Below are 14,050 nucleotides of genomic sequence, written 5' to 3' on the forward strand. Positions count from 1 at the left end.
CTCGAGGCGAAGCGCGGACGGCCACCCATTCGCTTGAACGAAAACAGACAACGATATAAAGAAATCTTTATATCACGGCGGAGAGAATTCATGACCCGTACCATCGTCGCTTCGGCGACACGAGAAATCATCATCGGCTTCGACCAGCCGTTCTGCGTGATCGGTGAACGCATCAACCCGACCGGCCGCAAGAAGCTGGCCGCCGAGATGATCGCGGGCAATTTCGAGACCGTCATCAGGGACGCATTGGAGCAGGCAGCGTGCGGCGCCACCATGCTCGACGTCAACGCCGGTGTCACCTCGGTTAACCCGAACGAGACCGAACCCGGCCTCTTGGTGCAGACGCTGGAGATCGTGCAAGGACTGGTCGACCTGCCGCTGTCGATCGACAGTTCCGTCACCGCAGCGATCGAAGCCGCACTCAAAGTTGCCAAGGGCCGTCCGCTGGTCAACTCCGTCACCGGCGAGGAAGAAAAGCTCGAAGCCATCCTGCCGCTGGTGAAGAAGTACAATGTGCCTGTCGTCGCCATCTCCAACGACGAGACCGGCATTTCGATGGACCCGGATGTCCGTTTCGCCGTCGCCAAGAAGATCGTGCAGCGTTGCGCCGATTTCGGCATTCCGGCGCATGACGTCGTCGTCGACCCGCTGGTCATGCCGATCGGCGCGCTCGGCGACGCCGGCCGCCAGGTGTTCGCGCTGCTGCGTCGCCTGCGCGAGGAGCTCAAGGTCAACACCACCTGCGGCCTGTCCAACATCTCCTTCGGCCTGCCGCATCGCCACGGCATCAACGCCGCTTTCATCCCGATGGTGATCGGCGCCGGCATGACATCAGCCATCATGAACCCGGTACGCCCGCAGGAAATGGAAGCCGTGCGCGGCGCCAATGTGCTGAACGGCACCGACGAGAACTGCACCAACTGGATCAGAACCTACAAGGATTACAAGCCGGCCGAAGGCGGCCAGGCGGTCGCCGCCCCGACGCAGGTCAATGCGCCGGGCGACGGCGCCGGCAATGGCGGCCGCCGCCGTGGCGGCCGTGAAGCCCGGATGGGCCGAGGATAAGCGCGCAATCGTGAACTCACCTGCAAACATCACCGATCCGCTCGTGCTTTTCATGCCGTCCGGCAAGCGCGGGCGGTTTCCTGTCGGCACACCGGTGCTTGATGCCGCGCGCCAGCTTGGTGTCTATGTCGAAAGTGTGTGCGGCGGACGCGCCACCTGCGGGCGCTGCCAGATCGAAGTGCAGGAAGGCAATTTCGCCAAGCACAAGATCACCTCTTCCAACGACCACATCACGCCCAAGGGCGCCAAGGAAGAGCGCTATGAGCGCGTCCGCGGCCTGCCCGAACGGCGCCGCCTCTCCTGCTCGGCGCAAATCCTCGGCGACCTCGTCATCGACGTGCCGCAGGACACCGTGATCAACGCGCAGACCATCCGCAAGGATGCCGACACCAGGGTCATCGCCCGCGATTCGGCGATCCGCATGTGCTATGTCGAGATCGAAGAGCCCGACATGCACAAGCCGCTTGGCGACCTCGACCGCCTGAAGATCGCGCTGATGCACGACTGGGGCCTGAAAAGCCTCGATTTCGATTTTCATCTGCTGCCGCAGGTGCAAGGTATCCTGCGCAAGGGCAACTGGACCGCGACCGCCGCCATCTACAAGGATGCCGACTCAGAGACAGCGCGCGTCGTGGCGCTGTGGCCCGGCCTCAAGAACGAAGCCTATGGGCTGGCTTGCGACATCGGCTCGACCACCATCGCCATGCATCTGGTATCGCTGCTATCGGGCCGCGTCGCCGCCTCGTCGGGCACCTCGAACCCGCAGATCCGCTTCGGCGAGGACCTGATGAGCCGCGTCTCCTATGTGATGATGAATCCTGACGGGCGCGAAGGCATGACGGTCGCCGTGCGTGAGGCGATCTCGGGCCTGGTCGACAAGGTCTGCGCCGAAGGCAATGTCCAGCGCAACGACATCCTGGACAGCGTCTTCGTCGGCAATCCGATCATGCACCATCTGTTCCTCGGCATCGATCCGACCGAGCTTGGCGGCGCGCCCTTTGCGCTGGCCGTTTCGGGCGCCGTGCATATCAAGGCATCCGACATCGGCTTGAAGCTCAACCAGGGCGCCAGGCTCTACATGCTGCCTTGCATCGCCGGCCATGTCGGAGCGGACGCGGCGGCGGTGACGCTGTCGGAAGGCCCGCATCGCCAGGACGAGATGATGCTGATCGTCGATGTCGGCACCAATGCCGAGATCGTACTCGGCAATCGCCAGCGGGTGGTTGCGGCTTCCTCGCCCACCGGCCCTGCCTTCGAGGGTGCCGAAATCTCCGGCGGCCAGCGGGCAGCACCCGGCGCCATCGAGCGCGTGCGCATCGACCCAGACACGCTGGAGCCGAAATACCGCGTCATCGGCTCGGAACTGTGGTCCGACGAACCGGGCTTCCTGGAGAGCGTCCAGGCAACCGGCGTCACCGGCATCTGCGGTTCCGGCATCATCGAGGTGGTGGCCGAGATGTATCTCGCCGGCATCATTTCCGAGGACGGCGTCATCGACGGCGGGCTTTCGGCCCGTTCGCCGCGCGTCACCGCCAACGGCCGCACCTTCTCCTATGTGCTGAAGGAAGGCTCCGCCGCATTGACGGAAGATGGGCCGAAGATCACCATCACCCAGACCGATGTGCGCGCCATTCAGCTTGCCAAGGCAGCGCTTTATGCCGGGACCAAGCTGTTGATGGAAAAGCAGAACACCGAGCATGTCGACCGCATCCATTTCGCCGGCGCCTTCGGCTCCTTCATCGATCCGAAATACGCCATGGTGCTCGGGCTGATCCCGGATTGCGACCTCGACAAGGTCTCGGCCGTCGGCAACGCCGCAGGTGCCGGCGCCCGCATGGCGCTGCTCAATCGCGGCTACCGCCGCGAGATCGAGGACACGGTCAGCAAGATCGAGAAGATCGAGACGGCGCTGGAACCGAAATTCCAGGAGCATTTCGTCTACGCCATGGCGCTGCCCAACAAGGTCGATCCGTTCCCAAAACTGTCGGCAGCGGTGAAACTGCCGCCGCGCAAGACGGTCAGCGAGGACGGCGTTGCCGGCGACGCCGCTCCCCGACGGCGTTCGCGCGAAGGCCACGCCGCCAGGCGTGGACGGGAATAAGCGGCCGCGCCCAGGCCACCGCCTTTCCAAACTCATTTGCATGCAAATGTTTCCGGATCGCTTGATCCGGAAACCAAAACGCTGTTTTCGTGAAATTCGCCAGATACATGGCAGGCGCATTCAACCGGCATCGAATGGCAGGCTGGAGATATCTTTCAGCCGTCGCAACGCTCCAGAGGAGACAACGATGTCAATGCTCGAAAGCCTCGGCCGCTATGGCACGGCCATCAAGAATGCTCACGACCGCAGCAAGGCGCGGCGCTTGTTGAACAGCCTGCCGCCTGAGATTCAGAAGGACATCGGCTGGCCGGTGTCGCCGCGATCCAGCGAAAAGGCAGCACTCATCAACACCATCTGGAGCGCCGCGCGCTGATGACCTTCGCCGACAAATGCAAATTGCTCGGCATGCGCCGGGGATCTCGCATGTCCCCGGCGACCACCAGCAACCGGCTGCGTGCCGCACTTTTGCCGCGCCGCTGAGCATCGCGGCGCGGATCACACCAGCGTGTAGATACGGCGCGAATCTTGACATTTTCGGCCACGGCACGATCTTCGAAGATAGTGGGGGTTCTCTTAGTCGGCTTTGGCCGAAGTTCGCGTATCCGCATGCCAAGTTTGAAAAGCCATGTCGTGTCTTTTGTCCTGCGGCACAGCCGCAAGCAGGCATTTGCCAGTCCGGAAAATCTGCAGCGCTGGATCGCGGCCGCGCGCAAGACCGAGAACCACCGGCCGCCCGCCTCGCTGCACCAGCGTCTCGACATCGAGATGCATACGGTCGATGGCTTCCCCGTCTACGAAATCGCACCCAGGACCGGCGAGCAGAAGCGGATTCTCTACTTGCACGGTGGTGCATATGTCTTTGAAATCACACCCTATCATTGGCACCTAATCGCCGAGATGGCGGATCGGCTGGGCTACGGGATCACGGTGCCGATCTATCCAATCGCTCCCGAACACGATTTCCATGCCATGTTCGGAATGGTTGGCGATGTCTACCGGCAGATGCTCGCCGAGACGGAAGCCGAAGACATCGTCTTCATGGGCGATTCCGCCGGCGGCAATATGGCTGTGGTGCTGACCATGATGGCCGCCGAAGAAGGACTGCCCCTGCCGTCGCGGCATGTGCTCATTTCGCCGGGTCTCGACGTGTCGCTCACCAATCCCGCAGTGTTCGAGGCGGAACGCAACGACCCTTGGCTGGGCATAGCTGGCGGACGAGAGGCAATTCGCCTGTACAGTGCCGGCATCGATCCCAGCGATTGGCACATCAGCCCGGTCTATGGAGATTTGTCCGTGCTGCCAAGAACGCTGCTTTTGACCGGCTCGCGCGATCTTTTGACTCCCGACAATCTGATCTTCGCCGAAAAAGCCCGCGCAGCCGGCGTTGAAATCGATCTTGTCTATGAGGAAGGCATGTTCCACGTCTGGCCGCTGATCGACATGCCGGAAGCCCGGCGCGCCCGCGAGCGCATCGTCGCCTTTCTCGGGGAGAGCCGGATCGTGCACGATACGAGAGTAAGGCATGAACAGCGCCCCGCCGAAGCGGCGGAGTAGCTCTATACTATCGTCCTTGCCAGCCGGTCAGAACTTGCCGGTTTCCCGGAAGACTTCGAAAGTCGCGCGGATGTGGTCGGCAACGGCCTTGACCGGGGCACTGGCATCCGGCGCCACCACCATTGCCAGATTGTAGGTCCCGATGTCGGGCATGCCGTCCTTCGGGCAGAGTTCGACCATGTCATTGCCGAGGAACGACTTCGGCAATGGCGCCACGGCGAGATCGGACATGATCGCGGCGCGCTGGCCGGCCGTGTGCGCGCTCATATAGGCGATGCGGTAGTTGCGGCCCTCGCGGCCAAGCGCGTCGAGCGCCCCGGCACGCCAGGCGCAGCCCTCTTCCCACAGCGATACCGGCAAGGGCTCGCGCAGATGCGCACAGCCGCCCTTGGCACCGGCCCAGACGATCGGCTCGGTCAGCAGCACCTCGGCGCCGAGCGCGCTGGTCTTGTAGGAATTGGTCAACAGCGTGATGTCGAGCGCCCGGTCGTCCATGCGCCGGCGCAGATTGCTGCTCTGGTCTATGGTGACGTCGACGGCGATCGACGGATGCGACTGCGCGAAACGCTTCAGCACATGCGGCAGCACGCGCTCACCGTAATCGTCCGGCGAGCCAAGCCGCACCACACCGACAATGTCGGGAATGATGAACTTCGACACCACCTCGCGATTAATGGACAGCAGCCGGCGGGCATAGCCGAGCAGCATCTCGCCGTCCGTGGTCAGCGACACCGAGCGAGCGTCGCGCGCGAACACGGAGCGGCCGAGAATGTCCTCGAGCTTCTTGATCTGCATGGAAACGGCCGACGGCGTGCGGAACACGGCATTGGCGGCGGTGGTGAAGCTGCCGGTCTCGGCAATCGCCACGAACGTGCGCAAAACATCGAGATCGAGCAGTGGCAGCGGATGATTGAGCGGGGCGTTCATGGCAACCGACCTTCAATTTTTCTGATACAAAACATCATTCCATTTCGTTTGATTGAACATCAGAATGGGTGGATAGTCAACTCCATCGAAGCAGTAGCTGCCCCAAGCAGCCATGAAACGACCTCGACACAGACCTGCATTCGACACGAAATGAAGTTGAAACAAACCCGCAGTAGCCAACTCGCTGTCTGGCACTAGCCAACCCAAAGGAGAAAGAGATGTCTATCCTGTCGTCCCTTGGTCGCATCGCGACCGAATTCAGCGCGGCACGCGCGCGCTATCAGACCGAGCGCGCTATCCGCTCCCTGCCGATCGAACTGCAGAAGGACATCGGCTGGCCTGAAGCTTCCGACACCAAGACCGGTACTCGCAATGGCATCGGATCCTGGGCTGGAGCAAAGTAGATCGTGTGTACCATGTGCTGAAGGCCTGCCGCGCAGCCCGCCCGGCAGGCCTTCTCTGTTTTACTTGTATTCAACTGAGCTTTGGAGCCATGTCGCCGGCGCATGACGCATATGAGAAAGCCGCATAGCGGCTCCTGTTTCCAATTAATGCCTTGTAAATAATCGTAAATTTTGGGCACCTTGCTCAAATCTGTCGCAATCGATGTCGCATTTCATATCAAGCGCTTCGCTTTTGCGATTTAGTTTCTACTTACACAAGCCTATATCAGCGCCAGCAAACGAGCTGCCCCACTCCATCAAGCGAAGGCGACCCGTCTAAGCAACAAATGGAGATGATTATGAAGCTTTTTGCACGCCTCTTTGCCCGCCGCGAAATGAACCTGACCACCGCTCTCGAGCGTCAGCGTCTTGCCAACACCATGCCCGGCCAGACCGGCGCCATGAATGCGGCGCGCCTCGGCTTCATCGCCTGAAGATTTCTAGAGGCAGCGCATCCCTGCCGCTGCTTTAAAATTGCAACGCCGCCTGGCTCCAGCCAGAGCGGCGTTTTGTTCTGTGCGCAGGCCGTACGTTGCCCGTCCCTTGAACAGTTCGTGCCACTTCCAGGGCTCGCTGCACGCCGATTGCCCATTTGCGACCCATGTCGCAAATTTAATCTTGTCGTAGCGGCGTAGCCGATTGACAGACATGGTTTTTCCTGATGTCGCTATGCTATTCGCGACATCCTGTTCGCGCCATGGCTGTGTGAGGTTCCCTTGAACGCGGTAAAGCATCCGATCAAGCGATCGTTTGTATTCTTCCTTATTCCCGATTTCACCATGATCGCTTTTGCGACCGCGCTCGACCCGCTGCGCTCGGCCAATCGCATGCTCGGCTACGAGGCCTATCGCTGGCGCCTCGCCAGCATCGACGGCAAGCCGGTGCGCGCCTCGAACGGGGTCGAATGCGCGGTCAACACCTCGCTCGAGGATGAGCGCAAGAAGATGGCAGGTCCCGACCGGCCGAACATGGCCATCGTCTGCAGCGGCATCAACGTCGAGCGCTACCAGAACAAGTCCGCCTTCGCCTGGCTGCGCGAGGAATACAATCGCGGCGTCGCCGTCGGCGGCCTGTGCACCGGCGCGCATATCCTCGCCGCCGCCGGCCTGTTGTCCAACAAGCGCTGCGCCATCCACTGGGAGAACCTGCCGGGCTTTTCAGAGGCGTTTCCGAAGGCCAATGTCTTTGCCGACCTCTTCGAGATCGACCAGAATATCTACACCTGCGCCGGCGGCACTGCCGCGCTCGACATGATGCTGAAGCTGATCGGCGACGACTTTGACGAGAACCTCGTCAACCGCGTCTGCGAGCAAGTGCTGACCGACCGCGTACGCAGCCCCACCGACCGCCAGCGCCTGCCGTTACGCGCCCGCCTCGGCGTCCAGAACTCAAAGGTGCTGACCATCATCGAACTGATGGAGGGCAATCTGTCGGAGCCGCTGTCACTGATCGAGATCGCCGACCATGTCGACCTGTCGCGCCGCCAGATCGAGCGGCTGTTCCGCACCGAGATGGGCCGCTCCCCCGCCCGCTATTATCTCGAAATCCGGCTCGACCGCGCCAGGCATCTCTTGATCCAGTCCTCGATGCCGGTGGTCGAGGTGGCGGTCGCCTGCGGCTTCGTCTCGGCATCGCATTTCTCCAAATGCTACCGAGAACTCTACGCCCGCTCGCCGCAGCAGGAGCGCGTCGACCGCAAGCAACTGCTGGCGGCCTGATCCGATACGCCCACGGACAAACAGGCTAGTGTCATGATATCGTCAGGCAGCGGCGCCCCGCTGCCTGGAACCAACCTCAGTAATCGTCGCAGGTGCATTCCGCCGAGGAGATACGGTCGTTCCAGTCGCTGCCGCCCAAATTGCGGATCCTGCGCGTGATCTCGATCGAGCGGCCGCCCATCCTAGAATCCTCATAGGCCACGAGCGTGCAGCCGCGGCGAACGATCACCGACGACACACGGTCATTCCAGAACTGGCCGCCACGAAAATTTACGGAATCCTCGGCACCCATGCCGATGGACCGCCCGCGAAAATTCCCGTTCTCGAACATGATACAGGCAGCCTGGTTGTATTGGGCGCTGGCGACGTCGGCATACAGCACGGACGCGACTGCGGTCAGGATGGCAAGACGTCTCATCGGTTTTTCCTCGGTTCGGCAGCGCTCCTGGCTGGGTCACGCGGCCTGCCCAGTTTGCCACTGCTTCGGTCGCGGAGGCAAGCCTGGAGCGTAAGCCCGAACAGGTAGGCAGCGGGGCAAGAGCGGGAGCCGGTTCGGCAAAGATCACGCTCAATGGGGAAGAGCTTTAGCGGCTGTCGAACATCCAGCTGCGGTTTCGCCACATTTTCTCGCCGACCAGACAATCGGTGGTGGATCTCTCCTGTGCCAATATCACCGGCGGATGCGCGGCTTCTTCCGCCGCCCATTGCGGCGAGGCCGGACCGGCGAGTTCCAACACCAGCTTGCGGCGAATGGCTTCGGGAAACTGCGTCCAGTCATTGACCGGGATCATGAAGGCTCCGGGACCACCAATGACGCAGTCGCTGTAGTAGCGATCGAGATTGCTGACGTCGTAGGCGCCGATGAAGCCGCCTCGCGTCATCAGCGGCAGGCCGTTGATGACGATGCCTTGCTTGATCAGCTCGTCGCGGGTCAGGTTGACCGGCGCGCCCTGATTGTTGGGGCCGTCGCCCGAAATGTCGATGACCCGCTTCGTGCCTCGGTAGCCGCTTTCGGCGAACAGGTCGTTGCCGAACTCCAGCGCTCCGGAGATCGAGGTGCGCCGCGCGCTGTTGGGCGGCTGCGCCGACAACTGCGCAACCACGCGCTCGGCGTCGGTGCGGCTGGCGATCACCGTCCACGGCACGATGACGCGCTGCCAGGTGGTACCGGCCCATTCGACATAGGTAACGGCGATCTTGCCATGGGCGCCGTCGGCAATGGCCTGCAGCACATTGTCGTGCGTCAGCGCCGCTGCGTAGCCGTGACGCTGGATCTCGAGTTCGTCCGGAGACATCGACAGCGAGACATCGACGGCCAGCACCAACTCGACATCGACGGGCTCGTCAGCTTGGGTCGCGGGCGTCAACCAGAGCGTCAGCGCGAACGCGGCGCAGCTTGAAAGGAAATGTCTTGCGCAGGCAAAAGCAGACATGCCGCAAGGGTAAGCGAAAACAGCCTGTTTAAAAAGGGAAAAGCCCGGCCAAGGCCGGGCTTTTCGTTCTCAAATTCTGCGGCTTCAACTGCGCGGCTTCAAATTCTCCGGATCATAAAGCGGCTTGTAACCGACAGCGGCGACTTCAACCGGATAGGTCTCGCCGAAATACTCGATAATGAGCTTGCGGCCTTCCTGGGCGTAGGCCCATGGCAGATAGGCGAGGCCGATGTTCTTGCCGATGGTCGGGCCATAGGCCATCGACGTGGTGAACGACCGGCGGCCGAGTTCGTCGACCAGCGTCTCGCCGGTCTTCGGGTCCATCACCGGCATCGTGCCGACAGGATAGCGGGCAACGCCTTTGGAATCGACATTACTGGTCATCACCAGCGTGCACAGCATGGCCGGTTGGCGCTCGCGGGCGCGGTATTCGACATGCTTGGCCTTGCCGCAAAAGTCGTTCTCCTTGACCTTCGGACGCGCAAGATCGGCTTCGAGCAGATTGTACTCGGTCAAAAGGTCGGCGTTCTGCAGGCGCAGGCTCTTTTCCATGCGGCGGGTGTTGGCATAGGTCTCGACGCCGAAGGGCATCACGCCGGTCGATCGCAGCGCGTCCCAGACAGCGAGACCGTCCTCGTAGCGCATATGCAGTTCCCAGCCCTGCTCGCCTACATAGGAGATGCGGAAAGCGGTGACATCCTTGCCGCCGATCCGGACCGGCTTGATCGCCGCGAATGGGAAGTTCTCAACAGAGAGCCCGTCCGGACTTTCGACCACCTTCTGCAAGGTCGCCCGGGCATTCGGCCCCCAGATGCCGATGGTGACATACTTCTCGGTCACGTCGGTGATGGTGACATCGAAACCTTTGTCCTGTGCCGTGCGGCGCATGTACTGGAAGTCGCGCGGACCGGCGTCGGCGCCATCGATCAAACGGCAGCGGTCGGCCATGCGGATGACGGTAAAGTCGGCGCGCACCATGCCTTCCTCGTCGAGGAAGTGGGTGTAGATACCCTTGCCGATGTTGTTGTCGCCGCCGATCTTGGCCGCGCAGAGCCATTCCAGCAGCGCGACATGGTCGGGACCCTCGATGTCGTACATGGCGAAATGCGACAGGTTGACGATGCCGCAATCCTCGCTCATGGCGAGGTGTTCGGCATTGGAGACGCGCCAGAAATGGCGGTTGTCCCACTCGTTCTCACGCACCGGCACCCGGTTGCCGTATTTCTCCAGCAGATGCTCGTTGGCGGCGTAGCCATGGGCGCGCTCCCAGCCGCCAAGCTCCATGAAATAGCCGCCGAGTTCCTTCTCGCGTTCCCAGAACGGCGAGCGCCTGATGTTGCGGGCCTTGGAGAACGGCTCGCGCGGATGCACTGCCGGATTGTAGACCTTCATCGCCGTCTCGGTGCAGCGATCCCAGATGAACTGCTCCTTTGTCTGGTGCGGATAGAAGCGCGCATAGTCGACGGCGTGGTGATCGATCGCGGTTCGGCCGTCGGTCATCCAATCGGCGATCAGCTTGCCCATGCCGGGGCCGTCCTTGACCCAGATGGCGACGGCATACCAAAGGCCCCGCACCTTCTGGCTTTCGCCCATCGACGGGCCGCCATCCGCGGTCACCTGCAAGAGACCGTTGAAGGAATGGCTTTCGTTATAGCCGAGTTCGCCGAGAATCGGCGTCAGCTCCATGGCGCGTTCGAGCGGCGCCAGGATCTGTTCCATGTCGAGATCGCGCTGCGAGGGTGAAAGCCGCGCCTGGTCCTTCTCCAGCAGGTCGCGCGGATGGCAAAGGCGCGGGTTGGTCTCTTCGTAATAACCCCATTCGACCTGCCCGCCCTCGGCGGTCCTGGGATCGCCTGTGTCACGCATATAGGCCGAGTTGCCCTGGTCGCGCAGCAGCGGCCAGCCGATCTCCTTGCCGGTGCCGGCAAACTCGTTGTAGGGGCCGAAAAAGGTCAGCGGATGGTCGATCGGCATGACAGGCAGATCCTCGCCGACCATTTCCGCGATCAGCCGGCCCCATATGCCGGCGCAGACGATGACATAGTCGGCCTCGATGGTGCCGCGATCGGTCACCACGCCTGAAATGCGGCCGTCCTTGACGACAAGCGACCGAGCCGGCGTGTTGGCGAAGGATTTGAGCTTGCCCGAGGCTTCCGCCTGGTCGACCAGCTTGCCGGCGACCGTCTGCGAGCGCGGGATGACCAGACCGGCATCGGGATCCCACAGGCCGCCCTGCACCATCGCTTCTTCGATCAGCGGAAATTTTTCCTTGATCTCGGCCGGTTCGATCAGACGGGCGCGCGTGCCAAACGCCTTGGCGGAGGCGATCTTGCGCTTGATCTCTTCCATGCGGCTGTCGTCGCCGACACGCGCAACCTCAAGGCCGCCGATACGCGCGTAATGACCCATCTTCTCGTAGAAATCGATGGAGTAGAGCGTCGTCCAGCACGACAGGAAATCGTGGCTGGTGGTGTAGCAGAAGTCGGAGGCGTGCGCGGTCGAGCCGATATCGGTCGGGATGCCTGATTTGTCGATGCCGACAATATCGTCCCAGCCGCGTTCGATCAGATGATGGGCGATCGATGCGCCGACAATACCGCCCAGGCCGACGATGACGACCTTCGCCTTTTTCGGAAACTCTGCCATTGCCCGCGACTCCAAAGTGATAAAGCGGGCGGACTATAGGGCGGAGCGGCAGGCCGATTGAAGCCTGTTTGCGACATTGGCAAAAAGCCGAGCGACCAGACGGCAGAATGCTTCACACCGGCGCCTGGGGCGGTTCGCTTTTCGGTGGGCTAACTCAGGCGAAGGCCCAGATGTCCTCGGCCTGAAAGCCGACCTGATAACCTGATGTCTTCAGCTTGACCACGACCTGGCCGATCTCCGGGGCGGGCAGCGCGCCGACCTCGACCTTGATCATGCCGGGGCGGTAGCGCTTGAGGTCCAGCTGTTCGAAGACGATCCAGTCGGCGCCCTCGCAATCGACGAGGAAAGCGTCGATATGGCTGATGCCGTTGCGATCGAGCAGCGTCTGCAAGGTCTCGGATGGCACCTCGATGTCCCTGAGATGCGGCGCGAACTTGTTGAAATTGGCGTCGGCCTCGCCCCAGGCATTCTTGCCCGACATCAGATTGGTGTCGGTGACCGACGAGCAGCCGATAAATTCGATGGGCAACGTGCCGGCCTCGAGGGCGGCGGCATCGAAGGTGTGGACGGTTATCGTGCCCTTTGTCTTCGTCACCGCCACCGGCTCGATGATGAAGCGGTCCGTGTCTGGATAATTGGCGCGCAGTCTCTTCTGGTTGTACGGGATCGGCTCGACCAGCATGGCCCGTGCACCGGGAATCCTGTGCAGCCAAGGCGTCACATCGTCGAACAGTGCGCCGTCGCAGGCGCCGACATTGACCATCTGGAACGGTCGCCCTGCACCACCAAAACGCGCCTTCAGCGCCGCCCTGGCCAGGAACTTGGTGCCGCGCAGCGACGGGCCGCGATCGAGAACGCCCTTGGGAAGAGCAAGCGACAGGGCAACGCGCGCCAGGCTGGATAGCGAACTCATGACTTGTCTCCGGGAATGATTTGCATGGCAGCGCGATTCTGGCCGCGAGCCACGGCTGCCCACAGCGCCATGAACGGCGTCGCCAGCAGCAGGAATGGCGGAATCAGATGGGGGAAATAGATGCGCGTGTCGTGGATCGGGAAGACGGTGAACTTCGCCAGCGCACCGAGCACCAGCGCCGCAAACAGGATGCCGGCGCGGCGATCGAGGCGGAAGCCGGCGCGGGCGGCAGCAAACCAGCCGGCCAGTGCCAGCACCGACACGCCGACCCAACTGTTCAGGCTGACGGCGCGCAGCAGCGAGGTGGCAAACGCCCTGAGATAGGTGGTGACCGAGAATGGCGGCTCGAATCCGTCCATATTGAAGTGCTGCTCGATGCTGGAGAACCACAGATGCGGCGCCCAGCCGGGATGATGCGCCCAGTGAGAGATGGCGAAGTAGGCCACGAAGGAAGCGGCAAAACCGGCCAGCGCACCCCATGCCCTCTGCCGGTACGCGACCAGCAGCACAGCGAAAATCGCCAGGAAAACAATGTTGTCCGGCCGTACCATGAAGGCGAGGAAGAGCAGGATCGCCGTTGCCACCTTGAGGCCGCGGACATAGGCATAGAGCCCGCCGAGCAGCAGCGCTGAATTGAGCAGATCCGGTGTCGAAGCGCGTGCCGCATCGCCGAAATCGGCCATGATCAGCACCGCGCCGACGATAGGCGCCAACGCCAATGCCCCTGTGGAGCGTAGCCACATCAACGCGATCGCGCCAAACAGCAGCACGGAGAACACTGAGACCAGTCGCATTGCCTCGACCGGCGACATCACCGCGCTCAGTGTCGACAGGATCTCGGCATAGAGGAACTTGATCCGGTACATGCCGAGCAGTGAATGGAAGTCGGCGGCATTCTCCGTCATGTGACTGCGGAAGCCGCCTCCATCGTCGGTCAGCGCCTTATAGTCGCCTGCGGACACGCCCGATTTGACAGTGTTGTAGGCATAGTCATGCAGCGCCTGCGCATCGGGATAGGTGCCTTCCTCCGATATAGCGAGATAGGGCAGCATGTCCCAGTTGGCGTCGGGCATCACCCAGGCGGTGAACGCTGTAAAAAGAATGTAGAGCGCGAAGGCCGCCGCGCCGATCGGTGCTGCCAGCCGCGCATAAGTCCCCTCGCCCCACGCCAGACCGGCTCCGATGAGGCGGTCGAGCGGGTTTTGTGGATCGGGCGACTTGGTCAGCATCGTTGTACCCAGCGAACTCGC

General features: G+C 62.1%; 13 protein-coding genes. 7 read left to right on the forward strand and 6 right to left on the reverse strand.

The annotated features are described in order from the left end of the window. The first annotated feature begins 90 nt into the window (after nucleotides 1-90). From NKI69_RS03660 to NKI69_RS03675, 4 genes are all read left to right on the forward strand, one after another. Entirely contained in the window at nucleotides 91-1,065 is a 975-nt protein-coding gene (locus NKI69_RS03660) for a methyltetrahydrofolate cobalamin methyltransferase (RefSeq protein ID WP_023812319.1), read from the forward strand. After that, on the forward strand, nucleotides 1,016-3,166 hold the full coding sequence (locus NKI69_RS03665; protein ID WP_352552491.1) for an ASKHA domain-containing protein: 2,151 nt from the start codon (nucleotides 1,016-1,018) through the stop codon (nucleotides 3,164-3,166). Before NKI69_RS03660 ends, NKI69_RS03665 begins: the two co-directional genes overlap by 50 nt. A 187-nt stretch (nucleotides 3,167-3,353) precedes the next feature. Then, the gene (locus tag NKI69_RS03670) at nucleotides 3,354-3,539 is read left to right on the forward strand and encodes a hypothetical protein (protein WP_127258513.1); all 186 of its coding nucleotides are present in this window, start codon (nucleotides 3,354-3,356) and stop codon (nucleotides 3,537-3,539) included. A gap of 233 nt (nucleotides 3,540-3,772) precedes the next feature. Then, the gene (locus NKI69_RS03675; RefSeq protein ID WP_128304386.1) at nucleotides 3,773-4,720 is read left to right on the forward strand and encodes an alpha/beta hydrolase; all 948 of its coding nucleotides are present in this window, start codon (nucleotides 3,773-3,775) and stop codon (nucleotides 4,718-4,720) included. A gap of 27 nt (nucleotides 4,721-4,747) precedes the next feature. On the opposite strand, the gene NKI69_RS03680 is transcribed toward NKI69_RS03675, so the two are convergent. Further along, nucleotides 4,748-5,647 carry a LysR substrate-binding domain-containing protein gene (locus NKI69_RS03680; RefSeq protein WP_127291815.1) on the reverse strand — a complete coding sequence of 300 codons (900 nt, stop codon included), beginning with the start codon at nucleotides 5,645-5,647 and terminating at the stop codon, nucleotides 4,748-4,750. A gap of 218 nt (nucleotides 5,648-5,865) precedes the next feature. Here NKI69_RS03680 and NKI69_RS03685 point away from each other — a divergent pair, with 218 nt between their 5' ends. From NKI69_RS03685 to NKI69_RS03695, 3 genes are all read left to right on the forward strand, one after another. Beyond that, complete coding sequence (locus tag NKI69_RS03685) at nucleotides 5,866-6,051, forward strand: hypothetical protein (RefSeq protein ID WP_013531162.1); 186 nt, start codon at nucleotides 5,866-5,868, stop codon at nucleotides 6,049-6,051. Nucleotides 6,052-6,389: 338 nt separating this feature from the next. Beyond that, nucleotides 6,390-6,524 (forward strand): hypothetical protein, encoded by a 135-nt coding sequence (locus NKI69_RS03690; RefSeq protein WP_023812324.1) that lies wholly within the window; start codon nucleotides 6,390-6,392, stop codon nucleotides 6,522-6,524. Between the two features lie 345 nt (nucleotides 6,525-6,869). Then, on the forward strand, nucleotides 6,870-7,808 hold the full coding sequence (locus NKI69_RS03695; RefSeq protein WP_348625597.1) for a GlxA family transcriptional regulator: 939 nt from the start codon (nucleotides 6,870-6,872) through the stop codon (nucleotides 7,806-7,808). Between the two features lie 76 nt (nucleotides 7,809-7,884). Here the strand turns inward: NKI69_RS03695 and NKI69_RS03700 are convergent, their stop codons facing one another. The 5 genes from NKI69_RS03700 to NKI69_RS03720 form a co-directional block, all read right to left on the reverse strand. Continuing rightward, nucleotides 7,885-8,226: a peptidase inhibitor family I36 protein gene (locus NKI69_RS03700; protein WP_023812325.1), complete on the reverse strand. Its 342-nt coding sequence runs from the start codon at nucleotides 8,224-8,226 to the stop codon at nucleotides 7,885-7,887. 166 nt (nucleotides 8,227-8,392) lie between these two features. Further along, on the reverse strand, nucleotides 8,393-9,241 hold the full coding sequence (locus tag NKI69_RS03705) for a DUF1194 domain-containing protein (protein WP_023812326.1): 849 nt from the start codon (nucleotides 9,239-9,241) through the stop codon (nucleotides 8,393-8,395). A gap of 84 nt (nucleotides 9,242-9,325) precedes the next feature. Continuing rightward, nucleotides 9,326-11,887 carry a GcvT family protein gene (locus NKI69_RS03710; RefSeq protein ID WP_023812327.1) on the reverse strand — a complete coding sequence of 854 codons (2,562 nt, stop codon included), beginning with the start codon at nucleotides 11,885-11,887 and terminating at the stop codon, nucleotides 9,326-9,328. Nucleotides 11,888-12,041: 154 nt separating this feature from the next. Continuing rightward, a complete protein-coding gene (locus NKI69_RS03715; RefSeq protein WP_023812328.1) occupies nucleotides 12,042-12,800 on the reverse strand; it encodes an FkbM family methyltransferase in 759 nt (252 codons plus the stop codon). Next, a complete protein-coding gene (locus NKI69_RS03720) occupies nucleotides 12,797-14,029 on the reverse strand; it encodes a hypothetical protein (RefSeq protein ID WP_352720085.1) in 1,233 nt (410 codons plus the stop codon). The genes NKI69_RS03715 and NKI69_RS03720 overlap by 4 nt, the downstream gene beginning before the upstream one ends. Between the last annotated feature and the right edge of the window lie 21 nt (nucleotides 14,030-14,050).

Source organism: Mesorhizobium sp. M0491 (assembly GCF_040321265.1).
Lineage (GTDB): Bacteria > Pseudomonadota > Alphaproteobacteria > Rhizobiales > Rhizobiaceae > Mesorhizobium.

What these genes read in the sequence shown, in the direction of transcription:
- NKI69_RS03670 (WP_127258513.1), top strand. Translation starts at nt 3,354, where the DNA reads ATGTCAATGCTCGAAAGCCTCGGCCGCTATGGCACGGCCATCAAGAAT.
- NKI69_RS03695 (WP_348625597.1), top strand. Translation starts at nt 6,870, where the DNA reads ATGATCGCTTTTGCGACCGCGCTCGACCCGCTGCGCTCGGCCAATCGC.
- NKI69_RS03720 (WP_352720085.1), bottom strand. Translation starts at nt 14,029, where the DNA reads ATGCTGACCAAGTCGCCCGATCCACAAAACCCGCTCGACCGCCTCATC.
- NKI69_RS03700 (WP_023812325.1), bottom strand. Translation starts at nt 8,226, where the DNA reads ATGAGACGTCTTGCCATCCTGACCGCAGTCGCGTCCGTGCTGTATGCC.
- NKI69_RS03675 (WP_128304386.1), top strand. Translation starts at nt 3,773, where the DNA reads ATGCCAAGTTTGAAAAGCCATGTCGTGTCTTTTGTCCTGCGGCACAGC.
- NKI69_RS03710 (WP_023812327.1), bottom strand. Translation starts at nt 11,887, where the DNA reads ATGGCAGAGTTTCCGAAAAAGGCGAAGGTCGTCATCGTCGGCCTGGGC.
- NKI69_RS03660 (WP_023812319.1), top strand. Translation starts at nt 91, where the DNA reads ATGACCCGTACCATCGTCGCTTCGGCGACACGAGAAATCATCATCGGC.
- NKI69_RS03685 (WP_013531162.1), top strand. Translation starts at nt 5,866, where the DNA reads ATGTCTATCCTGTCGTCCCTTGGTCGCATCGCGACCGAATTCAGCGCG.
- NKI69_RS03665 (WP_352552491.1), top strand. Translation starts at nt 1,016, where the DNA reads ATGGCGGCCGCCGCCGTGGCGGCCGTGAAGCCCGGATGGGCCGAGGAT.
- NKI69_RS03680 (WP_127291815.1), bottom strand. Translation starts at nt 5,647, where the DNA reads ATGAACGCCCCGCTCAATCATCCGCTGCCACTGCTCGATCTCGATGTT.
- NKI69_RS03715 (WP_023812328.1), bottom strand. Translation starts at nt 12,800, where the DNA reads ATGAGTTCGCTATCCAGCCTGGCGCGCGTTGCCCTGTCGCTTGCTCTT.
- NKI69_RS03705 (WP_023812326.1), bottom strand. Translation starts at nt 9,241, where the DNA reads ATGTCTGCTTTTGCCTGCGCAAGACATTTCCTTTCAAGCTGCGCCGCG.
- NKI69_RS03690 (WP_023812324.1), top strand. Translation starts at nt 6,390, where the DNA reads ATGAAGCTTTTTGCACGCCTCTTTGCCCGCCGCGAAATGAACCTGACC.